At 70.9% G+C, this 23,270-nt stretch carries 27 protein-coding genes and 2 tRNA genes; 13 read left to right on the top strand and 16 right to left on the bottom strand.

Annotated elements, in window-relative coordinates; genetic code table 11:
* Positions 1–39 precede the first annotated feature (39 nt).
* From BIV23_RS47185 to BIV23_RS32150, 4 genes are all read right to left on the bottom strand, one after another.
* Entirely contained in the window at positions 40–561 is a 522-nt protein-coding gene (locus tag BIV23_RS47185) for a hypothetical protein (protein WP_079173538.1), read from the bottom strand.
* Positions 545–1,036: an RNA polymerase sigma factor gene (locus BIV23_RS32140; RefSeq protein ID WP_071384511.1), complete on the bottom strand. Its 492-nt coding sequence runs from the start codon at positions 1,034–1,036 to the stop codon at positions 545–547. The genes BIV23_RS47185 and BIV23_RS32140 overlap by 17 nt, the downstream gene beginning before the upstream one ends.
* 117 nt (positions 1,037–1,153) lie before the next feature.
* Positions 1,154–1,771, bottom strand: a complete 618-nt coding sequence (locus BIV23_RS32145; RefSeq protein WP_071384512.1) for a class F sortase — start codon at positions 1,769–1,771, stop codon at positions 1,154–1,156.
* Complete coding sequence (locus BIV23_RS32150; RefSeq protein WP_071384513.1) at positions 1,768–2,196, bottom strand: Tat pathway signal sequence domain protein; 429 nt, start codon at positions 2,194–2,196, stop codon at positions 1,768–1,770. Before BIV23_RS32150 ends, BIV23_RS32145 begins: the two co-directional genes overlap by 4 nt.
* A gap of 438 nt (positions 2,197–2,634) precedes the next feature.
* Between BIV23_RS32150 and BIV23_RS32155 the strand changes: the two genes are divergently transcribed.
* Complete coding sequence (locus BIV23_RS32155; protein ID WP_071384514.1) at positions 2,635–3,057, top strand: hypothetical protein; 423 nt, start codon at positions 2,635–2,637, stop codon at positions 3,055–3,057.
* Positions 3,058–3,337: 280 nt separating this feature from the next.
* The gene (locus BIV23_RS32160) at positions 3,338–4,189 is read left to right on the top strand and encodes a class I SAM-dependent methyltransferase (RefSeq protein WP_107471329.1); all 852 of its coding nucleotides are present in this window, start codon (positions 3,338–3,340) and stop codon (positions 4,187–4,189) included.
* A gap of 219 nt (positions 4,190–4,408) precedes the next feature.
* On the opposite strand, the gene BIV23_RS32165 is transcribed toward BIV23_RS32160, so the two are convergent.
* The gene (locus BIV23_RS32165; RefSeq protein ID WP_071384516.1) at positions 4,409–5,362 is read right to left on the bottom strand and encodes a phosphotransferase family protein; all 954 of its coding nucleotides are present in this window, start codon (positions 5,360–5,362) and stop codon (positions 4,409–4,411) included.
* Between the two features lie 230 nt (positions 5,363–5,592).
* Between BIV23_RS32165 and BIV23_RS32170 the strand changes: the two genes are divergently transcribed.
* A complete protein-coding gene (locus BIV23_RS32170) occupies positions 5,593–6,036 on the top strand; it encodes a large conductance mechanosensitive channel protein MscL (protein WP_071384517.1) in 444 nt (147 codons plus the stop codon).
* Positions 6,037–6,262: 226 nt separating this feature from the next.
* Here the strand turns inward: BIV23_RS32170 and BIV23_RS32175 are convergent, their stop codons facing one another.
* Positions 6,263–6,880, bottom strand: coding sequence for a TetR/AcrR family transcriptional regulator (locus tag BIV23_RS32175; RefSeq protein WP_071384518.1), 618 nt, complete (start codon positions 6,878–6,880; stop codon positions 6,263–6,265).
* Between the two features lie 68 nt (positions 6,881–6,948).
* On the opposite strand from BIV23_RS32175, the gene BIV23_RS32180 reads away from it, so the two are divergent.
* Positions 6,949–8,301 (top strand): alpha/beta fold hydrolase, encoded by a 1,353-nt coding sequence (locus tag BIV23_RS32180; RefSeq protein ID WP_245790749.1) that lies wholly within the window; start codon positions 6,949–6,951, stop codon positions 8,299–8,301.
* A 94-nt stretch (positions 8,302–8,395) separates the two neighbouring features.
* Here BIV23_RS32180 and BIV23_RS32185 read toward each other — a convergent pair whose 3' ends face one another.
* From BIV23_RS32185 to BIV23_RS32195, 3 genes are all read right to left on the bottom strand, one after another.
* Positions 8,396–9,778 (bottom strand): endonuclease domain-containing protein, encoded by a 1,383-nt coding sequence (locus BIV23_RS32185; protein WP_071384519.1) that lies wholly within the window; start codon positions 9,776–9,778, stop codon positions 8,396–8,398.
* Positions 9,779–9,853: 75 nt separating this feature from the next.
* On the bottom strand, positions 9,854–10,588 hold the full coding sequence (locus BIV23_RS32190) for a dienelactone hydrolase family protein (protein ID WP_071384520.1): 735 nt from the start codon (positions 10,586–10,588) through the stop codon (positions 9,854–9,856).
* 479 nt (positions 10,589–11,067) lie between these two features.
* On the bottom strand, positions 11,068–11,484 hold the full coding sequence (locus BIV23_RS32195; RefSeq protein WP_071384521.1) for a hypothetical protein: 417 nt from the start codon (positions 11,482–11,484) through the stop codon (positions 11,068–11,070).
* Positions 11,485–12,045: 561 nt separating this feature from the next.
* Here BIV23_RS32195 and BIV23_RS32200 point away from each other — a divergent pair.
* Positions 12,046–13,671: a phospholipase D-like domain-containing protein gene (locus BIV23_RS32200; RefSeq protein ID WP_071384522.1), complete on the top strand. Its 1,626-nt coding sequence runs from the start codon at positions 12,046–12,048 to the stop codon at positions 13,669–13,671.
* Positions 13,672–13,880: 209 nt separating this feature from the next.
* Here BIV23_RS32200 and BIV23_RS52440 read toward each other — a convergent pair whose 3' ends face one another.
* Positions 13,881–14,387 (bottom strand): MFS transporter, encoded by a 507-nt coding sequence (locus BIV23_RS52440; protein WP_245790750.1) that lies wholly within the window; start codon positions 14,385–14,387, stop codon positions 13,881–13,883.
* Complete coding sequence (locus tag BIV23_RS32205; protein ID WP_245790751.1) at positions 14,345–15,274, bottom strand: MFS transporter; 930 nt, start codon at positions 15,272–15,274, stop codon at positions 14,345–14,347. Before BIV23_RS32205 ends, BIV23_RS52440 begins: the two co-directional genes overlap by 43 nt.
* A 101-nt stretch (positions 15,275–15,375) precedes the next feature.
* On the opposite strand from BIV23_RS32205, the gene BIV23_RS32210 reads away from it, so the two are divergent.
* Positions 15,376–16,257 (top strand): helix-turn-helix transcriptional regulator, encoded by an 882-nt coding sequence (locus BIV23_RS32210; protein ID WP_245790752.1) that lies wholly within the window; start codon positions 15,376–15,378, stop codon positions 16,255–16,257.
* A 91-nt stretch (positions 16,258–16,348) separates the two neighbouring features.
* On the opposite strand, the gene BIV23_RS49800 is transcribed toward BIV23_RS32210, so the two are convergent.
* Entirely contained in the window at positions 16,349–16,648 is a 300-nt protein-coding gene (locus BIV23_RS49800) for an MDR/zinc-dependent alcohol dehydrogenase-like family protein (RefSeq protein WP_143079153.1), read from the bottom strand.
* A 675-nt stretch (positions 16,649–17,323) separates the two neighbouring features.
* Complete coding sequence (locus BIV23_RS32215) at positions 17,324–17,950, bottom strand: ArsR/SmtB family transcription factor (protein ID WP_079173539.1); 627 nt, start codon at positions 17,948–17,950, stop codon at positions 17,324–17,326.
* Positions 17,951–18,073: 123 nt separating this feature from the next.
* Here BIV23_RS32215 and BIV23_RS32220 point away from each other — a divergent pair, with 123 nt between their 5' ends.
* From BIV23_RS32220 to BIV23_RS50690, 5 genes are all read left to right on the top strand, one after another.
* Positions 18,074–19,021, top strand: a complete 948-nt coding sequence (locus tag BIV23_RS32220) for a DUF2218 domain-containing protein (protein ID WP_079173540.1) — start codon at positions 18,074–18,076, stop codon at positions 19,019–19,021.
* A 284-nt stretch (positions 19,022–19,305) separates the two neighbouring features.
* Positions 19,306–19,545 (top strand): hypothetical protein, encoded by a 240-nt coding sequence (locus tag BIV23_RS32225; RefSeq protein ID WP_071384523.1) that lies wholly within the window; start codon positions 19,306–19,308, stop codon positions 19,543–19,545.
* A complete protein-coding gene (locus BIV23_RS32230; protein ID WP_071384524.1) occupies positions 19,545–19,922 on the top strand; it encodes a toxin Doc in 378 nt (125 codons plus the stop codon). The genes BIV23_RS32225 and BIV23_RS32230 overlap by 1 nt, the downstream gene beginning before the upstream one ends.
* 65 nt (positions 19,923–19,987) lie before the next feature.
* Positions 19,988–20,368: a nuclear transport factor 2 family protein gene (locus BIV23_RS53325; RefSeq protein WP_281250181.1), complete on the top strand. Its 381-nt coding sequence runs from the start codon at positions 19,988–19,990 to the stop codon at positions 20,366–20,368.
* Between the two features lie 94 nt (positions 20,369–20,462).
* Positions 20,463–20,557: transfer RNA gene (locus BIV23_RS50690), tRNA-OTHER, on the top strand.
* 20 nt (positions 20,558–20,577) lie between these two features.
* On the opposite strand, the gene BIV23_RS32235 is transcribed toward BIV23_RS50690, so the two are convergent.
* Entirely contained in the window at positions 20,578–20,952 is a 375-nt protein-coding gene (locus BIV23_RS32235; RefSeq protein ID WP_071384525.1) for a PIN domain-containing protein, read from the bottom strand.
* Entirely contained in the window at positions 20,949–21,203 is a 255-nt protein-coding gene (locus BIV23_RS32240; RefSeq protein ID WP_071384526.1) for a ribbon-helix-helix protein, read from the bottom strand. Before BIV23_RS32240 ends, BIV23_RS32235 begins: the two co-directional genes overlap by 4 nt.
* A gap of 146 nt (positions 21,204–21,349) precedes the next feature.
* Between BIV23_RS32240 and BIV23_RS50695 the strand changes: the two genes are divergently transcribed.
* Positions 21,350–21,442 (top strand) — tRNA-OTHER (locus BIV23_RS50695).
* A 9-nt stretch (positions 21,443–21,451) separates the two neighbouring features.
* Here BIV23_RS50695 and BIV23_RS32245 read toward each other — a convergent pair.
* On the bottom strand, positions 21,452–22,276 hold the full coding sequence (locus BIV23_RS32245) for a metallophosphoesterase family protein (protein WP_079173542.1): 825 nt from the start codon (positions 22,274–22,276) through the stop codon (positions 21,452–21,454).
* 253 nt (positions 22,277–22,529) lie between these two features.
* Between BIV23_RS32245 and BIV23_RS32250 the strand changes: the two genes are divergently transcribed.
* Positions 22,530–23,252: a DUF4097 family beta strand repeat-containing protein gene (locus tag BIV23_RS32250; RefSeq protein WP_177240112.1), complete on the top strand. Its 723-nt coding sequence runs from the start codon at positions 22,530–22,532 to the stop codon at positions 23,250–23,252.
* Positions 23,253–23,270: the final 18 nt, after the last annotated feature.

Here is a 23,270-nt window from a genome sequence, read left to right on the forward strand (position 1 = left end):
GGCCGGTACCCACGCGCCCTCCATGAGGCCGAGCGTGGGTCATGGGCGGGTAGCGGCGGCGGAAGGGGTCGCGGAGTGTGCCGGATCCGTCGACGGATCCGCTGTGCGCGAGCGTGGGGTAGGGGCCGGGGGCCGGCGTCCCGTCGGGGTCGTCGCGAGGGCGTCGGGGGGTGCGGCGGCGGTGGCCGGGGGGCGGGTGGGAATGACCGGCGTACCTGTCGAGGGGTGGACGCTGGGGCGAGGGGTGACACGCACGGGAGCCGACGCGGACGGGGTCGGTGGGGGCGTGGGGCTGCTCACGGGGGGCGGAGCGAGGGGGACCGTCGGGGAGGCGGGGGCCTGGTGGGCGGTGCGCAGCATCGGCAGCGCGAGGAGGGCGGCGACCGTGCAGGTCGCTCCGGCTCCGACGGCCGCGCGCAGGATACGGCGGCGGGCCGCGCCGCGGCGGATCTCCTCGTACCGGCCGGGGGGCGGGGCGAGGTGCTCGGAGGGCGGCCGCATGATGACGGTGAGGGGGTCGTCGGGATCGAAGTCCGGACCGTCGTCACTGTATGTGATCAAGGCTTCTCCTCAGGTGGGCGCGGAGCAGTTCGCGGGCCGCGTGCAGGTCGGCCTTGACGGTTCCTTCCTTGCGCCCGGTCAGCACGGCCACCTCCCGGATCGGCATGTCAGCGTAGTAGTGCAGGAGGGTCGGTATGCGCAGTCGTTCGGGGAGCGCCTGGACGAGCAGGCGGACCGAGGGGTCGGTCTGCTCGGTGGGCGGGCGGACGGACTCCTCGACGGTGGCGCGGCGCATGGCCCTGCGCTCGCGCTCCAGGCGGCGCCAGTGGTCCCGGACGATGTTGGCGGCCGTGACGTAGAGGAAGCCCCGGGGCTCCGACACGGACGTCCAGCGGGCCCAGAGGCGGGTGAACGCCTCCGAGGCGATCTCGTGGGCGGTCTCGTCGTCGTCGACCAGACGGCGGCACCAGCCGGCCAGGCGCGGGTAGAGAGCGGCGAACAGCTCTGCTGCCGCCTTCTCGCGGGACCGTTTCAACGCTCTCCATAGGGGGTGTGGGCCCTCGTCGCGCCCGGGGCGCGGGGCGCCCGTGGTAAAGACCCCGGGCCGACGGCGTACGTTCCATCGGCCCGGGAGCGGGCGGACGGTGGCCGGTCAGTGGTGCGTGGTGCTCAGCGCGGCGAAGACGATCACGTTGTCGAGATAGCCGTCGCCGGTGCGGGGTCCGCCGCACGTGATGAGCCGTAGCTCGGGCCGGTCGACGTCGCCGTAGACCGCCTTCGTCGGAAAGTCGGCCTTGGCGACGGTCCGTACGGAGGTGACGGTGAACTCGGCCGATCCGCCGTTCTCCAGACGCACCGTGATCCCGTCGCCCCGGCGCAGCCGGTCGAGGTGGCGGAAGACACCGTCCCCGTAGGCGCCGACCGTGACATGGCCGAGGATCACCGACGGACCCGTCTGGCCCGGCGTCGGGGAGTGCTGGTACCAGCCCGCCCGGTCGTGCGCGGTGATCGGGGGCACCTGCACGCTGCCGTCCTGCGCCAGCCCGAGTCGCATGACCGGGGTGTCGACGCCGATCTCGGGGATCCGCAGCCGCGCCGGGACCGAACGGCCCAGCGTGGACGGCGCGTTCGCCGGGTCCGCGGAGGACCGGGCGGACACGTGCGTGCCGCCGGGGCGGGTGGCCGACGCCCCGCCGCCGTGCCCGGCACAGCTCACGAGCAGCGAGGCCAGCGCCGCGGTGACGAACGCGCGCCTGGAGAGGTGGGTCATGCCCCGGTCGCCCGTCGGCGGCGCACGAGGAAGACGGCCGCGCCGCCCACCGCGAGGGCGCCGGCGGTACCGCCGCCGATGAGCATGCCGTCCGAGCCGGAGCCGGTGGAGCCGGTGGTCACGCCGGTGTCGGGCGCGCCGCTCGGTACGACGCCGACCTGGCCGCGGCCCTCGCTCGGCGCCACGCTCGGCACGGGGGTGGCCGCCCGGCTCGGCTCCCGGGTGGGGACCGCGCTCGGCTCGTCGCCGGCCGGCGCGCTCGGCCGGGCCGACGGGGCGGTGGTGGCAGAGGGGGCAGGGGTGGCAGCGGGGGCGGAGGGACGGGGGGTCGCGGACGCGCTCGCCCCATGGGCGAACGCGGGCACCGTGCTCGCCAGCACGGCGACGCACGCTGCTGCCGTGGCACTGAGGACTGTTCGGCGCATGAATCGCTCTCTTTCGTCGGCCGGCCCGGCGGATGGGGGCCGGGCGGGCGGGCTGCGTGATGGATCGAGCGGAGAGACGAGACAGGATCGGCACAGGTTGTAAAGGGTCGGCAAAGTCGCGCGGGTGCGCGAGGTGAGGCACGGTCAGCCCCGGGCCGTCGCGTGCCGGTTGCGGGACAGCCGTACCGGTTGCGGGCCGGCGCACGCCGGTTGCGGGCCGGAGCCGAGGGGCGGCGCGCTCGTCTGAGGCAACTCGGGGGCCACTGACGGGATTCAGGCCCGGATGAGGCGTTTTGTCATGGGTACGTAACGGCACCGGAAGGGGCGGAACGGGCGGCAAGGGCGGCTCATCTGAATGATCGGCGAGGGCGCAACCAGGCGCCGTCGCGAAAGGGGGCGGGTCTCACCATGTGCGGGAGAGCCGCGGGAGGGAAGTCCATGACCAGGACGAAGAAGACCGGGTTGAAGGCGCGCGGCGGCCGGCTGGCCGTTATCGGCGCACTCGGGGTGGCCGCTGTGACGCTGGCCGCGGTGCCGGCGTTCGCCAAGGGCGACGTGGAGATCACGGCGCCCCACACGGCGCACGTCGGAAAGACCATCACGGTCACGGCGCACGGCGACGACGACACCGCTGGCTACCTGCATCGGCTGTGCCTGCAGGAGAAGGGCTACGGCGAGGGGTGGCACCAGGAGAACTGCGGCGCCCCGGTCGAGGCCGACGCGCGGGTCACCGCGCACGGCACGGCCGCACGCCGCGGCGACCTGGAATTCCGCGCGGTGCTGTACGGCCTGACCAGCGCGCACGACCGGCACCCCGTGCGCCTGCACGCCTCCGACGTGGTGACGGTCCACGTCCGCTGATCCGCCGGCCCGGCCGCGGACAGCCGGCACGACCACTGCCCGCGGGCCCTGGCACAAAGGGTGCTGACACACGGTGGACCGCCGCACCGCTCGGGTGCGGCGGTCCTGTCATGTGCCGGAGTTCCGGCTCGTGGTTCGTCCCGGACTGCCTCCGCTCGGTGATCGATTCCAAGGGGCTCGGTGGGCCGTAGGCGGTCAGCGCGCGCATGACCGGCCGGCCGCGCAGGAACCCGGCTCCACTCATCAGCCCCCCTTGGAATCGATCATCTAGGCTGGCGCGGTGACTGATGAGCAGGAGCAGGTGCAGCCGTCGGGAGTGTGGGCCACGGCGGTGGGGGTGGCCAGGGTGCGGGCGCTGGAGACCGAGCGGGAGGACGCGCTGTTCCGCGACCCGCTGGCACAGGCCTTCGCCACCGCCGGCGGCCTGTGGCCCTCCTCGCCGCCGCTGCCCGATGACGAGGCCGCGCGCCGCCGCCGGCTGGGCGTGGCGTTCTCCATCGTCATCAGGACGAAGTTCCTCGACGACCTGCTGCAGCAGGCCTGCGCGTCCGGGGTCCGGCAGGTCGTGCTGCTCGGCGCCGGCATGGACAGCCGGGCCTTCCGGATGGACTGGCCCGAGGGCACCCGGCTGTTCGAGGTCGACACCCCCGCGCCACTGGACTTCAAGGCTTCGGTGCTGCGCCAGGAGCGGGCCGTCGCACGCTGCGAACGGATCACCGTCGCGGTGGACCTGCGTGAGGACTGGCCGGCCGCGCTGGCCGCCGCAGGGCACGACCCGGCGGTGCCGACCGTGTGGATCGCCGAAGGACTCCTGATCTATCTGCCCGAGGACGCGGTGGAACTGCTGCTGGCCCGGATCAGCGCGCAGTCGGCGGCAGGCAGTCGGATGGGGCTGACGCTGGGCTCGCGCGGCGTGATCGAGCGCTTCGCCGCGGACGCCGTGCCGGGATCGGCGGCGTCCATGTGGGTCTCGGAGATGCCCGACGACCCGGTGGGCTGGCTGGCCGGGCACGGCTGGAAGGCCGAGAGCCACACCCTGCGCGACCGCGCCGCCGCCTACGGCCGCCCGATCAGCACCCCGCCGCAGCGCGAGGAGCGGCCCGGCGGACTGATCTCGGCGGTCCGCCGGTAGAGCGCCTCGCGGTTCCCGGGATGATCGATTCCAAGGGGCCTGACGAGTGGAGCCGGGTTCATACGCGGTCGGCGGATCATGCGCGCACCGACCTCCGACGACCACCCGGGCCTGCCGGCACCGCCCAGCCCGATGCGCATCCCCGAGCTGCCGCACGTTCCGTGGTCGGTTGCCGGTTGTCGGTCGTCGGTTGTCGGTTGTCGGTCGAGATACCGCTTCTCAGCCCAGCGTGTCCATCAGGGCCGTGACGTAGGCATCCAGCCGCTCCTCCACGGCTCGCGTCGTCAGCTCGGTCCTCCCGGCCTCCCGCCATGGCTGCGACACCGCCTGCACCTCTTCCGAGAACGCCAGCCCGTCCCGCACCTGCCAGTACAGCCGCTCGCTCGCGGCCGCGGCCAGTACCCCGCCGGCCTCCTCATACGCCTCGGCGAACCGCAGACCCCACGCCGGGCCGTGCAGCAGCGCGAGATTGGTCGAGCAGTGCGCCACATCGAGATCCGCCGGGCCCCAGGAGGTCTGTGCCCAGTCGACGACACCGGTGATCCGGGCCTCTGCCGGTCTTGCGGGCGGCACGTCGAACAGCACGTTGCCGGGTTGGAAGTCCCGGTGCAGGAATCGCCCCTCGTAGGGCGGCGCAGGCCGGCGGATCACGTCGATCGCCGCGGCCCATGCCGCCGCGTCGGCGCCCTTCGGTACGACGACGGTGTCGGCGGTCGTCAACGCCACGTACCCCCGGGGCCGCACGGCGGGTCGCACCGCGTGGATCGCCACGAGTTGGCGGGCCAGTGCGGGGATGCGTGTCTCCAGGCCCTCGTCGTCGAGGACCGTCCGGCCCGCCAGACGGGTCATCAGGAGCGATGGATGCTCGCAATGCTCGGCGGTCGGATCGACCGCGACCAGCCCGGGAGCCGGCACGCCGGTCCCCGCGAGGACGGTCAGGGCACCGGACTCCCTGTTCAGCCAGTCCTCGGCGCGCTCCATGTCGACGAAGGTCCGCAGTACCAGGTCACGGGTGCCTCCGTCGCGCGTGCCGATGGTCAGCCTCCGCATTTCGGCAGTGATGCCGCCGCGCAGCGCCTCGGTTCTGACGACCCGTTCGCCGGCCTCCAGGTGCCGGCCCACCCAGGCCAGGGTCGACGGTCGGACAGGCGCCGCCTCATCGTGGTCGGTCACGGTGCCACCTCAGCATCCGGAGGGCGGCACGCGCAAAGCACCGGGTAAGAGCGGGTGGCGGGTGACACACCGTCACCTCTTCCCTGGTGTGTGAACGGGTTCGCACAAAAGATCTTGGGTTTGGACCGGATGCCGCAATTCCTGCGCGTCGCGTCCTCGGTCCACCGCGCAGGACGGTTAGCGTTCCGACGATCCGATCAGTTGAACCGGCGACGACGCGGAGAGACAAGATGCTCAGGGGATTCAAGAACTTCCTGATGCGGGGCGACATCGTCGTCGTGGCGGTCGGGCTGATCGTGGCGCTGGCGTTCAGCACCCTCATCAAGTCGTTCACGGACAACGTGATCAACCCGATCATCGCGCGGGCACAAGGGGGTCGGAACTTCGGACTCGGGTGGCAGCTCGGGCGGCCCGGGAACAAGGCGACCTTCCTCGACATCGGGTCGTTCATCTCGGCGGTCATCTACTTCGTCATCTTCATGGCCGTCGTCTACTTCCTGATCGTCGTGCCGTACAAGAAGATCCAGGCCCGACGCGGTGTGGCCGCCTTCGAGGAGGCCGGTGCGGTCAAGACGTGCCCCGCCTGCCTCTCCGAGGACATTCCCGCCGCGGCCGGTAAGTGCCGGTACTGCGGGACGGAGCAGCCTGCGGCGGGCACGGCCCAGCATCCGTAACGCGCCGTGCGCGCCGAGAATTCGGCAGGCGCCGGTCATCGTGCGCATCGGTTCGCTCTCGTCAGCCTGAACGTCTCGGGATGAATCCCCGCCAGAGGCCGCCCCTCATCGAGACCGTCCCGAACCTCCGAGAGCGCATCCGCGAGGCCCGCGCCAACGGCCGGCTCGGCGAGGTCGAGGGATTCCAGGCCGGCTTCGACGCTGCGACAACCGGCCCTGCATCCTGTCAGTGAGCGCGTTCGGCCTGGCGAAGACTGCGGAACACCGCCGGGGTCGTCCATCCGCGCAACATGGCGTGAATCGACGAGCAGAACGCGGCCTCGGCCGTCGCGGCGTCGAAGGCCCCGGCCAGTTCGAGAGTCACCAGCCCGTGGAGGGCGGCCCAGACCGACAGGGCGATCGACGTCGCCTCGCCGACGAGGACGGACGCTGTCACGGCGCGGTCGATCGCCGCGAGGAGCGGACGGATCGGGTCACCGGCACCGACCTCCCCCGACGGGTCGAAGGACTGCACACCACCGAACAGCACCGTGTACAGGTGGCTGTGTCCTCGCCCCCAGCGACGGTAGGCGACGGCCAGCGCGTAGAGGTCGGCGAGAGGGTCCGCGGAGGTCTGCACCGCCGACAGGTCCTGGAACAGGCCGGCGACGGCTCTGTCGCGCACCGCGCCGATCAGCCCGTCCTTACCGCCGAACAGGGAGTACACCGCCGTCGTCGACGCCTCGGCCGCAGCGGCGACGGCGCGGACCGTGAGCGACTCCCGCGGACGGGTGGCGAGCATCTCCGTCGCGCACTCCACAAGCCGCTCTCTGACGGCCTCGTCGTTTGTTCTCGGCCTACCCACGGCCAGCAGCCTACCCCCTCTGATAACGTCGTTTTGAAACAACGTTCTGAAACTGTCGGAGGTCCGCCGTGCCCACGTCCGCCACGTCCGCCATATCCGCGATACGTCTCGTCCGCTTCACCGGACGCCTACTGCTGGCCCTGGCCGCCGTCACGACGCTGGTCATCGTCTTTCTCGCACTGATCGCCCTCACAGACGGGGCGGGCTCGGGGCTCGCCGCATGGTCGACGACCCTTGCAGTCGGAGCTGTCCTCGCGATGTGGCGGAGTCGGCGCCGCACCTGGCCGGCGCGGCTCGTGCCGTTCCTGCCGGTGGTCGTCGCGGCGGCATTGACGGCGTCGGTCTGCATCCCGACCGTGCCGACGGCCCGGCGATACCCGCCCGCCCTGCCGTTCGTGGCCACGCAGCACTGGAGCCTGGCCACAGGCAGCCGGGTAGCGGTGTACCACTACCCGCCCGCGAACCCCGGCACCCGGCATCCCATCCCGTTCGTGTACCTCAACGGCGGACCGGTCCGTGGCATCTCGGTGCTCGACCACCGGTTCCTGCAACTCCTGGCACGCCAGGGCTACGACGTCTACACCTACGAACAGGCCGGCGGCGGACGAAGCGACCTGCTCCCCATGGACCAGTACACGATCTCCAGGTCGGTCCGCGACCTCGCCGCCTTCGTCGACCGCCTGAACAAGGGCAAGGTCGACATCCTCGGATTCTCCTCAGGTGGGGCCGTGCTCACCCGGGCCCTGGCTGACCCGAACGTCGCCGCGCGTCTGCACCGGGCGATCATCGCCGAGCCCGGCCCCATGGACGGTCCCACCGCACACATCGCCGGGCACAAGGGCCGAAAATCCGCACGGGGCCTCGCGCCGGCCCCGACCGGGCCGCGATCGACGCACGTCCCCCGGTACGCCGTGGCGTTCGGCCTCATGCGACTCGGACTCCTCGCCCCCGACACCGGACTGATCGGACAGGCCGAAGGCGACAACGCCTTCACCGCCGCCGACCTCGGCAGCGACACCGCATCTGCCTACTGCGCGCGCGACGCGCACCGCATCCCCGCCGAGAACACCGCACAGAACTTCTCCTTCAGCCCCGCAGCCAGCCTCCGCATCCAGCAGACGGTCAAGGACTCGCCCTCTCTCGCACCGCTACTGAGGCGCTCCCGGACCCCCGCGATGCTGATGATCGCCGAGTGCTCCTCCCAGGTCCGTCAGTGGGAGACCACCGTCCTTGCCGATGACCCCGCCATCCAGCGCACGCAGTACATGCCCGGAGTCGGACACCACATGTGGAACGGCCTGGACGACAACAACGACCGAGCCGCCGCCGTCATCACCGCCTTCCTTCAGAACAGGCCGGCACCCCTGCCGAACTACCCGACCCGCGACGAGATCCCTGCCTTCCTGCGCGACCGCACATGACGACGGTTCAGCGGTGTCCGGGTGTGCTGCGAACCGGCGCGGTGGGGACGTGGAGGCGTGAGTTGACGTCGGTGTCGGATCTGTTGCCGTTCGCTCAGAACAGCGCCAGGCCCTCGCCGTTGGTGTCCGCGATGACTGGCCGGAACCGGGTGGGGAGGCCGTCCAGGCGGTCGGGTCCGGCCGCGGCGGCCACGGCGGGGGCGGTCTCGGCCAGCCAGGCGCCGAACTGCCTGGCGGCTTCGCGGTAGGGGACTTGCGCCAGGACACGGTGCTCGCCGGAGGGGCAGCAGTCGACGGCGACGGTGAGCAGGCAGGAACGGGGCGCGTTCTGACTGCCCGTCCAGGACACGCGCAGGACACCGCAGGGCGTGCGCCCGCGGGGGGCGCGGTGGGTCGGGCGCAGTGATCGGCAGGCTATGTGGGCGGTCCATGCGGCGAGGTGCGGCAGGGGCAGGGTGGTGCGGGCGCGGCAGCCGGGGCAGCGGTGCCAGTGGCGGAGCCAGTCGGCGGCGTGGGTGTCGAAGAGGCGTGTGTAGTGGTTGGCCACACGGATGTCGTTGCTGTACAGGTGGTCGGGTCGTTCTTGCGTGTTGCAGGACTGGCAGACGGGGGCGCGGACGTAGCCGTGTTCGTGGCAGTGGTCGAGTACGGCCGCGGGTGCGGTGCGGCACACGGCGCAAGTCCACCCGGCCACCTTGCGGGAGGTGCCCGGTTTCCTGCTGAGTACCGAGTACAGCTGGCCGTCCATTTCCCCGTTGTACGGGCGCGGCGGGGCTGTTGAGCCGTCGGGGCCCGTCGTCCGCCGGCTGTCGGCGGCTCGGGCCTGCCGGTGGGGCGGGTCGGGGACGGCGGTGTTTCCCTGGCGGGTGCGTGCGGCGTGCAGCCACTGCGTTTCGGTGTGTTCGGCCGCGTCCAGCAGCCTGACCACGGCGCGCGGCAGCCACCATGTCCGCGCCGTCCGGTCGCGCGCTCGCTCCACGAGTATCCGCTGCCAGTCGATCCCCGCCAGGTGGGACGCCCGGCCGCCGTCACGTCGTGCTGCCCGCCCGGGGCCGCCCGGCTCCTGCGGTTCGCGGGTGATGAGTTCGCGGGTGATGAGTTCGCGGGTGATGAGTTCGCGGCTGACGCGCTGGCGCCAGCGCGTCAACGTTCCCTCGTCGCACTCCTTCTTCGGGGCGCCACGGAACGGACCGATGCGGACCAGGTCCTGGCGGTCCATCTCCACCGCGTTCAGTTCCGCCGCCGCCCGGCGCACCTCGACCTCCGCGACACTCCACTGACCGTCGCTTGCCTTCACCGTCGCCACCACACGGCCGCCGAGCACGACGTACCCCGCGCGGGCGTCAGCGGGAGAGCGGGTGAGCGCCGCAGAGGCCGTCGGCACAGCGCTGTCCGTCGTCAAACCGGCCCACAAAGCGTCCGCAACGCCCAAAGGAATCAGGCCGCCCGTGCGACCCGGCACAACACGCTCAGGCATACCGACAGGCTAACGGCCCAGCGCGACTGCGGGCGCGGAGCCGTGTACGTCGTGGTCTGGTTCCGGGTCGGAGCCTCAGCTGTCGCCCAGGGTGCGGTCCAGGAGAGGCAGTAGACGGTCCCAGTGGCGCTTCAGCCCGGAGGCGTTGAAAGCGTCGGTGTCGGACATCGTAAAACCGTGGATCGTGCCGGGGTAGATCTCGGAGGTGTAGCTGACACCTGCGGCGTCCAGAGCCTGGTTGAGCTCGCCGAGGGCCTCGGGCGTCATGTCGCCTTCGGCGTGGCCGAGGTGGACCTGGGCGGTGAGCGTGGAGAAGAGGTCGGGCCCGTCGGCGCCCACCGGGCCGTGGAATGCGGCGACGGCTGCCACCTGGCCAGGGTGAGCCGCGGCGGTGCGCATCGCGAAGAGGCCGCCTATGCAGTAGCCGGTCACCGCGACCGGACCGGCCCCGACCTCGGGCTGGGCGGTGAGGAACCTGACGTAGGCGTCGGCGTCGCTCAGAACACGTTCGGCGGTGTGCGCCTCGATCAAGGGCATCAGCCGGGCGAAGATCGCGGGCCGGGCCTCTTCTCCGATGTGCTCGGGAAGCTCGACCACCGGTGTCGGGCCGTGCCGGTAGAAGAGGTTGGGGACGAGCACGTAGTACCCGTGCCCGGCCAGTTCGCGGGCCATCTCCCGCAGCACGGGCCGGATGCCGAAGCCGTCCGCGTACATCAGCACCCCCGGGTGCTGCCCGCCGTGGTCGGGGAAGGCGGCGAACGCGTCGGCCTGGCCGTCCGCGGTGGGAATCTGCAACGTCTTGGTGGGCATGCGTTCTCCTGTCGTGGTTGATGTGTCGAGCCTGTGATCAACACGACGGCGGCGGAGCCCGCGCAGCGGCGCAGGATCCCCGATCGAACAGCGGGCCCGCACTGGCCCGTACGGCGCTCAGAAGAGCACCGGGTCACCAATCCGTGTGTGGCGCGATGCCGTCCCGGTAGTCATCCCCACACCATAGTCCACTGCCCTGGTCATCCGGTGCGACCACGGGACTTCGTGCAGGAGTGGAGCTCGACGGCCGCGCCAGGGCCGGCTCAGGCGGTCAACGGACCTTGCAGGTCGACGTGTTGCCGGCCTGCGGGGCACGTGAGCCGAGTTGATCAAGCCGAGTCCGCACCGGGCTCGGGCGGGAGGAGCCGGCCGCCTTGGGCGGTGACGTTGACGCGGTTCCATGCGTTGGCCGAGGCGATGGCCATCCCCAAGGCCGCCAGACTCGCCTCGTCGAAGTGCCGGCCGGGGTGCGCGTGTGATCAGCAGTGGGTCGGGTGCGGTCCGCTGACGGTCCCGCCGTTGCTGTAGTCGTGCATGGTGCCGAAGGTGCCGCAGTACAACCCGTAGGAGACCACCGCGTGCGCCGCCCACTGATCCGGGCTGGTCGCATGGATGTCGCCCCTGGCGGTGACGTCCTTCTGCGTGTCGCGCCCGTTCGGCACAGTGCTGTGCGTGAGGTTCGACGCCTGGAGGTACACCGCCACACTCGTCGTGCCGCTGTGGGACTGCTGCCAGGTCCCTGCCCACTCCCGGTGGGCGATGGCCTGCCCCCTGCAGGAGTCGTACTGCCGCTCCACCTCACCCACGTACCGGACGACGGCCTGAGCCGTGCCGGCCGTCGGGAGAACGGCGGCCGCAGTGGCAGCGAACGCTGCTGCGATGACGCCCAGACCCATGGCTTCTCCTCCAAGGGGGGCTGAATGAGCAACAGTTCGGCCAGCAGGGACCGCGGGTGTTCGCGCCATCGGGTCCTGCGCCGCGCGGTCACGGATGCCGGGTCGGGCCACATCGGCCCGGCGTGCGCGACGTACACGTCCGGGTCGACGAAGTCCACGTCCGCCGAGGCACAGATGCCTTGGGTGCTGGTCTGCGGATTGCGCTCCATCGCGAAATCTGCGAACGCCACCGGGTGGTCCGGCTCGGCGAACCGGACGGCGGGGAGACCGACAGTAGTGCCGGTGTCGTCCAGCAGCCGACGTGTGGCGCCGATGGTCTGATCCGGCGGTTCCGCAGCATCTGCTCCAGCCTCGTGAACTTCCGCCGCAGCCCGTCGAGGTCCGCCGGGGCTACGAGCCCCGCGGTGCGGCCGACGGGGCTCACCGACGCCGCCGGGGGCAGGAGGCGGTTCTCGGCCAACGGTGCCGCCGAGCGGTCCGGTGGTCTTCACGTCGTTGGTAGTCTCCGAAAGTTGATCTTGAGGGTGCGCCCCTCGGCGCCTGCCAGAATGTGAGAAGAACGTGGCTCACCGCCGTCAGCCTCACCGCCGGTTCCGTCTCACGGGCCGCGTCGTCGCCTGTTCCCTGGTCCTCGCGGGACTGCCCGCCGCTCCGGCCCTCGCGGACTCCCCCGGTCCCTCGGCCACCCCGCACCTCGACGCGGTGGAGCAGGCGTTACGCGAGGTCTCGCCCGGTCTCGAAGGCAGTGTCTGGGAGCGCACCGCGGGCAACCGGTTGGACTCCTCGACAGTCGACTCCTCGGACTGGCTGCTCCAGACCCCCGGCTGCTGGGGCGACGACACGTGCGCCGACCGGCCCGGCACCAGGCGGCTGCTCGCCAAGATGACCGAGAACATCTCCAAGGCCACGCACACTGTCGACATATCCACCCTCGCCCCGTTCCCCGACGGGGCCTTTCAGGACGCGATCGTCGACGGCCTGCGGGCATCGGCCGCCGCGGGCAACAAGCTGAAGGTCCGCATCCTCGTCGGCGCCGCGCCGATCTACCACCTCAACGTGATGCCGTCGAAGTACCGCGACGAACTGACCGCGAAGCTGGGCAAGGCGGCCGGGAACATCACGCTGAACGTGGCATCGATGACCACCTCGAAAACCGCGTTCTCCTGGAACCACTCCAAGCTGCTCGTCGTCGACAACCAGTCGGTCGTCACCGGCGGCGTCAACGGCTGGAAGCACGACTACCTCGACACGGCCCACCCGGTGACGGACGTCGATCTCGCACTGACCGGCCCCGCCGCGAATTCCGCCGGCAAATACCTGGACACACTGTGGTCCTGGACGTGCGAGCACACGTCGAACATCGCCGGCGTCTGGTTCGCCTCGTCGACCGGTGCGGGCTGCATGCCGTCGCTGGCCGGGGACGCCGGCACCCCGAGCCCCAGCGGCGACGTCCCCGCGATCGCCGTCGGCGGCCTCGGCGTCGGTATCAAGAGCAGCGACCCGGCGTCGAAGTTCAGCCCGACCCCGCCCACCGCAGCGGACACCAGGTGCGTCGTCGGGCTGCACGACAACACCAACGCCGACCGCGACTACGACACCGTCAACCCCGAGGAGAGCGCCCTGCGCGCCCTCGTCGCAAGCGCCCGCGACCACATCGAGATCTCCCAGCAGGACCTCAACGCCACCTGCCCGCCGCTGCCGCGCTACGACATCAGGCTCTACGACGCCCTCGCCGCGAAGATGGCCGCGGGCGTGAAGGTACGCATCGTGGTCAGCGACCCCGCCAACCGGGGTGCGGTCGGCAGCGGAGGCTATTCACAGATCAAGTCCCTCTCGGAGATCAGCGACACCCTGCGCGCCCGCCTCGCCCTGCTCACCGGCGACAAGGGCACCGCCCGCACGACGATGTGCTCCACCCTCCAACTGGCCGCCTTCCGCAGCTCGGACAGCGCCAAGTGGGCCGACGGCCACCCCTACGCCCAGCACCACAAGCTGGTCTCGGTCGACGACGCGGCCTTCTACATCGGCTCGAAGAACCTCTACCCGTCCTGGCTCCAGGACTTCGGCTACGTGGTGGAGAGCCCCGCCGCCGCGACCCGGCTCGAGGCGGAGCTGCTCGCGCCGCAGTGGCGGTACTCGCAGGCGACGGCCACGTACGACTACGCACGCGGCGTCTGCCGGGGCTGAATCCCGCCTCAGGAACGAGCACGTGCCGACGGCCGCCGCCCGCTGTCCGTGGTCGTCGCCGCAGGACAACGGGCGGACGGCACGCAGTTCGTGCCGGCGCTGGAGAAGGTCCGCGTGCCCCGCTCCCCGCCTCGGCCCGGCCAGAACCCGTAAGAAACACGACAGCGTCGCGGCGTGGCCCCCGGTATGACGAACCCGCCGACGCCGTTTCACCGGCTGGTGCGGGCCAGTCGCGCTCCGCACCAGCCGGCGACGGCGGAGGTGGCCGCGAGAGCCAGGCCCGTGACGCGCATGGCACCCACCGCACCCTCGGCCGGCAGCAGGCTGAGGTACAGGCTGCCGAATCCGGCCACACCGACCACCAGACCGAGCTGCAGCACGGTCTGCAGGAATCCGCTCGCGTCGGCGGCGAGTTCCTGCGGCACCCGGTGCAGCGCCGCCGCCATCAGCGGACTGAACGCGCTGCCCAGCCCGACGCCGAGGACCGCCATCGCCATCGCGAACACCGGGCCACGGCCGCTCAGCGCGAGGACAAGATAAGCCACGGCAGTGAGGGAACAGCCGACGGCGGTCAGCCACGGGTGCAGCCGGGCCGGCAGCCGGTGCCACGTCAGACTCATGATTCCGGTGCCGATGAACGGCACCAGGAACTCAAGTCCCGCGCGCTGCACGCTCATTCCCAGCCCGGTCTGCAGGTGCACGGACGCGATGAACATGAACGCGCCCCAGGGAGCCATGGCGCAGAACAGGGTGAGTGCCGCCGGGACGACACCGGGTGCCCGCAGCATCGCCGCGACGTGACGGGCGCCGCGGCGCGCCGCTCGACCGCCACGAAGACGGCGAACAGGACGACACTGCCGACCAGGGCGCACCAACACCACAGCGGCCAGTGCGCGTCCCGGCCGAGCACCAGCGGGACCACGAGCAGCAACAGGGTGGCGGTCAGCGCCGCCACTCCCGGCAGGTCGAGCCTGCGGCCCGTGCCGGTCCGGGCGTCGCGGGGCAGCAGGAAGCGGCCGGCCGCCAGTGCGACGATCCCCACGGGCACGTTGAGCAGGAAGACCGGACGCCAGGTCATGCCGAACAGGTTCGCGCTCACCAGCACGCCGCCGAGCACCTGACCGGTCACCGCGCCGCCGGTAAGGCAGGCTGCGTAAGCACTCAACGCCCTGGCCCGGGCCGCACCCGCGAACTCGCGCTGGACGATGCCGAGGATCTGCGGCACGAGCGACGCCGAAGCGGCACCCTGCCCGAACCGCAGGACCGACAGCGAGGCGGAGTCCGGGGCCAGTCCGCAGCCCAGCGACGCGATGGTGAACAGCAGGAGGCCCGCCTTGTACGTCCGTGCCGGGCCGAACCGGTCGCCCAGTCGCGCCCCCGTGACCAGCAGCACCGCGTTCGCGACCGTGTAGCAGGAGATGATCAGTTGGAGCGCGCCGCCCGAGGCGTGTAATCCGGAACGGATCGTGGGCGCGGCCACGTTGACGATGGACTGGTCGAGCAGGGCCATGAACTCGCCGGTCAGCAGCACCGCCAGCATCCAGCCGTGCCGGACGCGCACCGGGGTGGTCTCCGTGGACGGAGAGATTCGCAAGGTCGTCATGGCGAGAGCGTGCGCCCGTGCGCATACGGGTGGGGAGATCCTGCAGATACCGGTACTGACAGCACCTGGCAACTGGGCAGAGGGGCCACGACGGTGGAGGGATGACGATGACCGAGGACTCCGCGCCGACCGGAGAAGCCTCTGGCCGGCGGACCGAGCTGGCGGCGTTCCTGCGCAGCCGGCGGGAGCGCATCACCCCGGCGGACGTCGGCATGCCACCGGGGATACGGCGGCGCACCCCTGGCCTGCGCCGCGAGGAGGTCGCCCAGCTCGCCGGGGTCGGTATCACCTGGTACACGTGGCTGGAGCAGGGCCGGCCGATCAATGTGAGCGTGCAGGTGCTGGACTCGGTGGCCCGCACCCTCCGGCTGGACGCCACCGAGCGCGGCCACCTGCACCGGCTGGCCGGTGTGCCCGAGATCGCGCCGGCCGATGGCGACCAGATCCTGGAACCGGAGATCCAGCAGATCCTCGACAGCATCCCGGTACCCGCCGTCGTGTTCAACACCCGTTACGACGTGCTGGCTTGGAACCGCCCGTACCAGCTGATGTGGCCGCGCTTCATCGAACGGGGCGAACTCAACCTGCTCTGCGAGGTGTTCCTCGTCCCGCCCTGCTGCAACACGATGGAGAACAGGGAATCCGAACTGCCGGCGCTGGTGGCGACGTTCCGCGCCGCGTACGCGCGGCACCTGAAGGAACCCGCCTGGACGGACCTGGTCCGCCGGCTGTCGGCGGCGAGCCCGGAGTTCGCCGTGCTGTGGGCCGCCCAGGACGTGGCCCTACCGGTGACCAGGGAGTTCCGGGTGTACGCCAACCCGGCGGTCGGCCAGGTGGTGTACCGGTGCACCACGCTCGCCGTCACCGCCACACCGGAGACCTACATCAACGTCTACACCCCGGCCGACGACGTCAGCCGCGAGCGCGTCGAGTGGCTGCTCGCGCACCCCGACGCGATTCCGGCACCGTCCCACACGCACTGACAGACGGGTGACCGGGACGTGCCACCGCGTCGCCCCCCCGAAGGGCTCGGGCGCCCGGTCGCTTCCGCCGAGCGGTACTGGTGCTGGTGCTTCACCGTGCCGGATCACAGCCCTGTGCAACACGCTTCAGGGACGCATGACGACTTTCCCGACAGCCTGGTTGTTCTCCATATAGCGATGGGGCCGTGACGATGTCGTCCAGGACAAAGGCAGAGTCGATGTCGGGCCTGTAGATGCCGGCTTCGACCCGGTGGACGACGCGCTGCGACACCGGCGCGCCGACGCTGCCCTTGTAGTCGTCGCTGTGAAAGGTCGTCAGCCTGGTTCCGGACGGGATCGTGGCCAGCGGGTCGAAGGCCGGGATCTGCCATCCGCTGAGGCAGCCCGGCACACGCCCGGCTTCAGCCGGAGGAGGAAAGGAGGCTCAGAAACCTGCGACGCCCGTAGGGCTTGCTTGAGCCGTGTGGGGTGTGCGTCGCATGCACGGTTCCGAGGGGCCGGGACCACGCGGTGGCCGGACCGCTGTTTCTCACCGACATCACCGACGCTCTGTGACTGCTCGGCCGGTGCTGGGGCGGAGGAGGGTGCGTCGGGTCGGCGGCCGCTCCTCCCCCGGCTTGTCCAAGAAGACCACCCGGTGTTTGCCGGTGACAACGCCGACTCCCAACGCGCCAGGGCCAAGGACCTCCGTATCCGCCTCGCCCCGACGAGATCGCCGCCCTCGTCGCCGACTGCCTCACCCGACATCGCACGGCGGGAAGTCGACGTAGATCCTTCCGGGCGGCAGGAACATGTGTCATCGTGAAGCGTCCGGCCCGCGGCTCTCCCCCGTAGCAACGGGCCGGACACCACGACCTGCCTCACCACGGGAGTGCGCGGCGGCGACTGTCGCCGCCGGCGGGGACCCCCGGTCGGCCCGGCCGGTCGCCGACGACGAGGCCGGTCGGCCGATGGAGGGCGAGTCCTCGGACGGCGCGGCACGGCACGGCATCCACCGCCTGAAGTCCCGCCCAGCCACCAGCAGTTGACCTCGAACACCCAAGGCTCCCGAAGGGTTCCCGGGCTGTCAGTGCCCGTCGTCGTCCGGCGGCAGACTGGGCACGTCGGCGTGGAAGAGGCTGACGAGCAGCCCGTACGGTTCACGGTGTGCGGGGTCCGTCGGAGCGGGCTCGGCGGTCATCGCGCGCAGCCGGGCCTCCAGCGCGTGCGCCTCGGCGTCGGTGAGCCACAGGTGGCGCAGCGCGGTGTGCGAGGGCCGGCCGGGCCGGGCCGGCAGCATCTCGCCGAGTGCGGCGTTGATCAGGAACTCCGGCCCCACCGCGGCGTCCTCGTGCACCTTGAAGCTGCGGCTGACCAGCGCGAAGTACTGCTCGGTGCCGCCGCGTACCTGACGGGTCTCCGCCAGCCGGACCAGCCCGGCCTCGCGCAGCACGCGCACGTGATAGCCGATGGTGCCCTTGCTCATCCCCAGCACGTCGGCCAGCTGGCGCAGCGTCGCGGGGCGTTGGCGCAACACGTTGACCATGCGGTGCCGCATCGGGTGCCCGAGGGCCTTGAACTGCTCGGGCGAGCGCAGCACAAGGTGGTCGTGCTCGCCGCGACGGTGATCGTGCTCGTCGCGACGGGGCTCGTCACGACGGGGCTCGTCCTGGTCGGCACCGCTTCCGGGCGCGGGGGACCGCTCTACTGCCATGAATGAAAGTGTCCATGAACCTCAACGCTTTTGACAACTCCGCCACCGCTGCCCCAGAATCCCGGACCAAGGAAGTGGCGAGGATTCTCGCCACTTGACTTCCGGGGAACCCCAAGGAGCCAGATGCCCCTCGCCACCGCCCGTGTCGCCACCGCCCGCCCCGCCCGGTACGTCAAGCAACTCGTCTCGCACATGGGTCACAAAGCCGACGCCGCCCTCGCCGCCGACGGCCGCGGCACGATCACGGTCGCTTCCGGCACCTGCACCCTCACGCCCACGACGGACCGGCTGGAGCTGACCGCCACCGCGGTCGACGCCGAGTCGCTGGCCCGGGTCCAGGACGTCGTCACCCGTCACCTGGTGCGCTTCGCCACCCAGGAGGAACTCGCTGTCGAGTGGACCGCCCCGACCGACGGCGGCGAGCTGGAACCCACGGCCCCCGTGGTCGGCGAGTACCTGCTCGGTCATCACACGCCGGCCGACGACATCCTCGGCGAGCTGGCCGTCGCGACCCGTGAGGCCGCCGGCGACGCCGCACACATGCAGGTCTCCTCCGACGAGGGCGCGCTGCTCACCATGCTGACCCGGCTGACCGGCGCCCGCCGCGCGGTCGAGGTCGGGGTCTTCACCGGCTACTCGACCCTCTGCATCGCCCGGGGCCTGGCCGACGGCGGCCGCCTGCTCGCCTGCGACGTCAGCGAGGAATGGGCCGCGATCGGCCGGCCGTACTGGGAGCGTGCGGGCCTCGCCGACCGGATCGACCTGCGCATCGCCCCCGCGCTGGAGACACTGCGCGCGCTCGACGCCGAGCCGGTCCTCGACTTCGCGTTCATCGACGCCGACAAGGAAAACTACCCGGCGTACTACGAGGAGATCGTGCGCCGGCTGCGACCCGGCGGTCTGGTGGTGCTGGACAACGTCTTCCTCGGCGGCCGCGTGCTCGACCCCGCGTACCAGCAGGCACGTCATCTGGCGATGCGGGGCCTGAACGACATGATCACTCGCGACGAGCGGGTGCACTCGGTGATGCTGCCGGTGCGCGACGGCGTGACCGTCGCCCAGCGCCGCTGACGCACCGGCAGCCCACTGCGTGATGCGGCATGACGCGCACACCCGCATGTGGGTGCGGCATGTGGGTACGGCACGCGTGTGTGGCACGCGTGTGTGGCACGCGTGTGTGGCACGCGTGTGTGGCACGCGTGTGTGGCACGCGACGTGACGGACAGGTATCGACGACAAGATCAACCAGCTCTTGCGGCCTCGGCCTGCGGAGGCCGCAGGCCGGCCGAATCGTTGTGGGCCGGGGATCACGCGGACGCCTGGCAAGCTTGGTACCAACTAGGTACCATCAGAGAATGCCATCACTGAACGTGTCCTTCTCCGACGAGGAACTGGAAGGCGTCCGCGCCGCCGCCACCGCGGAGGGCAAGAGCCTGAAGCAGTACCTGCACGATCTCGGCGTACGCGAGATGCATCGCAAGCGGTTCGTCGCCGGCGCCGCCGCGTGGGCCGACAGGCTGCGCGGCGAGTTCGACGAGGCGTTCCCCGACGAGGTTCCCCCCTCCCGGCGTGGCGACGGAGCTGCGGCCGCCTGATGGTTCTGTACATCGATGTCTCCTGGCTGCTCGACGTCCAGGAGACGGCCCTCGGGCACGAGGACGTGACGGTGACCGACTACTCGGCGCTGGTGGCGACCGTCGCGCGGCACAAGACCAAGATGCCGACGCTGGAGACGTCCGATCCTGACACCGCCTGGCGCGCGGCCGCGCTTCTGCACACGATCGTGCGTCTCGAACCGCTTCCGCACCGAAACAGCCTCTTTGCTGCTTTCGTGGCCGCTCAGTACATGGACCAGTCCGGTGAGGGCATCGACCCGCCCTACGGCGCCCTGTCCGACCTGGTCCGGAAGATCCGGGACACCCGCCTGAGTGTCTACGCCGTCGCCGACGCCTTGCGCTCCTGGAAGATCTGAGGCCGGCCAGCGGTCCTGGCCGAGACCACTGCTCTCCCTCGTCCAGTGCGCCGAACAGGGCTCCGCTGTCCGGCAATCCGTGCGTCAGCGCGAGGCGATGCCCGCCGCCACGTCGTGGAGGGCGGGAATGCGGGCCCCGGGGCCTTGCGGAACCGTTCACGTCGGCCTTCGCCGCGCACCCGGATCCCCGCATCGGCGTCAAGCGCATCATCGCCGACGGCGACCTCGTCGCGTTCCACCACCACTTCCAGCTGTCCGCAGAGGATCTCGGGGCGGCCGTCATGGACATCTTCCCGGTCCGGAACGGCAAGGTCGTCGAGCACGGGGACGTCGTCCAGCCAGTCCCGGCGGCCCCGGCGGGCCCGGCGGCCTCGGCCGACGACAACACCATGTTCCAGCCGCGGTTCCGCCGCGTTCACCGAGCCCGGCAGGAGTCGGTCGGCTGACGTACGTCAGCAGCGGGTCAGGCGTGTGTCAGCCGGCCCTGGCACCGTAGTACTCGTGAACGGCACCGCGGGACACCGCGGAGGCCGGGAACGAGGAGAGGTGCCCGGAGCGGCTTATCGGGGACCAGGGCAGCAGCCCGAAGTCGGACCCACACCAGGTCCACGCAGGTTCGAATCCTGCCCTCTCCGCACAGCCGCCTCGGGCGGGTTCACAGGGGGTTCAGCGGGGTGATGCCCGTGCCCTTGTAGAGGTCGGGGTGCAGGGAGAGAACCGTGACCGGGGCGCCGGCCCTGACCGCGTCCCAGGCGATCGCGGCCGCGTGGGCGACCGGCCAGTCCGCGTTCTTCCAGTCCATCGCTTCCGCCGCGTGTGCCGCGGTGAACGGGGTGTGTTCCGCGAAGCGCAGGGATGCCGCGTGTCTGCCCGCGCCGGCGATCTGGCGTTCGGCGGCCAGGACGGACAGCGACGGGACGATGACGCGGCCGGTGCCGCGTGAGGCCTCGATGTACAGGCCGGTGAAGAAGGGATCCGCGCGGTACAGGGCGGCGAGTGCGGTGTGGTCCAGGACCGCCGTCAGGTTCATGCGGCGGCGCCGCCCTGATGGGCGCGGATCTTCGCCCAGGCGTCCTGGCCGGCCTGCTGGACCCGCTCGGTGTACTCGACGCCGAGCTCACGGGCTGCCTCGGCGGCCCGCTGATCCCGTTCGGCCGCCGTGAGCTCGCGGGTGGCCAGCTCTTCCAGCAACTCGGTGATCGTGGTGCCGCGTTCCGCGGCGAGGACCCGCAGGCGGTCGCGGACTTCCTCGCTGGTCTTGATGCTCGTCGGCTTGCTCATACGGCGATTCTACCGCCGGTAGAACCCGGTGTGCGGCGTACGGCGTGCACGGGGCTCGTCAGCAGCGGGTCAGTCGTGTGTCAGCCGGCCCTGGCACCGTAGTACTCGTGAACGGCACCGCGGGACACCGCGGAGGCCGGGAGCGAGGAGAGGTGCCCGGAGCGGCTTATCGGGGACCAGGGCAGCAGCCCGAAGTCGGACCCTCGTGGTCCACGCAGGTTCGAATCCTGCCCTCTCCGCAACACGGCTCACTGCCGCTCGGGGATGCCCGGACACCCGGGGATGCCCGAGCCGGCCGGCGGACGGGCGGGCAGCGCGCCGTCGCTGCGCCTGTCCCGTGGGCCGAAGACCTGGAGAGCGTCGGCGTCGCCGGCCCGCGCGTGCAGGAAGTAGTCGGCCCACTCGGCGATGTCGGGGTAGGAAGAGTCCTGAGTGATCCGGGTGACGGCGGCTTCCGTGTCGAATCCGGTCGATCGCAGTTCGACACCGGGACCGAGAAGCCCCCAGTGGGCTCCCGCCCGGCCGTAGGGCATGCCGATACTGCCGGGGTTGATCACGAGTCGGCCGTGGGCGAGGCGCACGAACGGCATGTGTGTATGTCCGCAGACCACCGTGCGGACGTCGTCGTGGAGCCCGCTGAAGACTTCTCGCCAGCGGTCAAGGTGTGAGTCCACCAGGACGACCTCCTCATCGTCACGAGGGGTGGCATGGCAGAACAGCACCTGCCCGAGGCCGCGCACCTGCAGAGAGACCGAGCGGGGCAGTCGGCCGAGAAGGTCGAGGTGGTCCTCGCGTAGCTGTTCTGCGGCCCATGGCGCGATCGGATCGGGGATCGAGTCCCGTTGGCCACGGCGGTGTTCGAGGAGTTCGCGGTCGGCATTGCCACTGATCCAGACGATGCGGTCGCCGAGACCGGTCAACAGGTCGAGGACCTGGGTCGGCTGAGGGCCGGTGGTGATGTCGCCGGTGAGCACGATGCGGTCGGCTGCGCCCACTTCCGGTTCGGCGAGCACGGCCTCCAAGGCGGGCAGGACGCCGTGGATGTCTGACAGTACGGCTACTCGCTTCAGCATGGTCACCACTGTGGGACGAGGTCCGATCGAGGGCGGGACCGTTCGCCTGACGCGTAGTTCAAAGGGTCCGCTCGAGATCGCTCTGACGCCTTCGCGCGGGTCAGAGCGTCGGTTCGCAGCCCTGGTATTGGGGGGTTTCCCCCAGTGAGAGCGGGAGTGGGGCTACGTAGGATCGCGAGGACTGATCATCGATCCAACTCGCTCCACACGGGGGACTTTCATGCGACGCTCACAGACTCGCGTCCTTACGGCAGTGGCTCTGGCTGCTCTCACGGTCAGCGGGCTGTCCGCGTGTTCCTCGGCCCTCGGCCGGAACAAGACCTTCGAGGACGACGCCAAGGTGCCCCAGAACGTCACCTCGATCCGTCTCGACAACAAGAACGGAGAGGTGGAGGTGGTTGCTTCGGCGGACGCCTCCACGATCTCCGTGCACCGCAAGGTCGACTACCGCGGTGACAAGCCCGGCGGCACGTCCTTCCACGTCGAGAACGGCGTTCTGACGCTCTCCGGCTGCGGCACGGACTGCGGCGTCGACTACCGCGTCAAGGTGCCTGCCGGTCTTCCGGTGACGGGAGGCACGTCCAACGGCGGCATCGCACTGACCGACGTCGGCACGGTCGACGTGCACTCGAGCAACGGTGAGATCGCGGTGACCGACGCGACGGGCCCCGTGAAGCTGCGCACGTCCAACGGTGACGTCGAGGTCAAGAACGTCAAGAACGCCAAGGGCGGAGGAATCGACACGCAGACGTCGAACGGCAACGTCACGATCCGGACGACCATCCCGCAGAACATCACGGCCCGGACGACCAGCGGCAGCCTGACGGTCACGGCGCCGCCCGCCACGTACCGGGTCTCGGCGGACGACTCCCACGGCGACAAGCACGTGGCGTTCAAGAACGACCCGTCAGGCAAGTACCGCCTGGAACTGTCGACGACGAACGGTGACTTGACGGTGAAGTCGGCGGGCCAGTGACGTCGGCGTCCTACGGCG

Source organism: Streptomyces monashensis (assembly GCF_001866665.1).
GTDB lineage: Bacteria > Actinomycetota > Actinomycetes > Streptomycetales > Streptomycetaceae > Streptomyces > Streptomyces monashensis.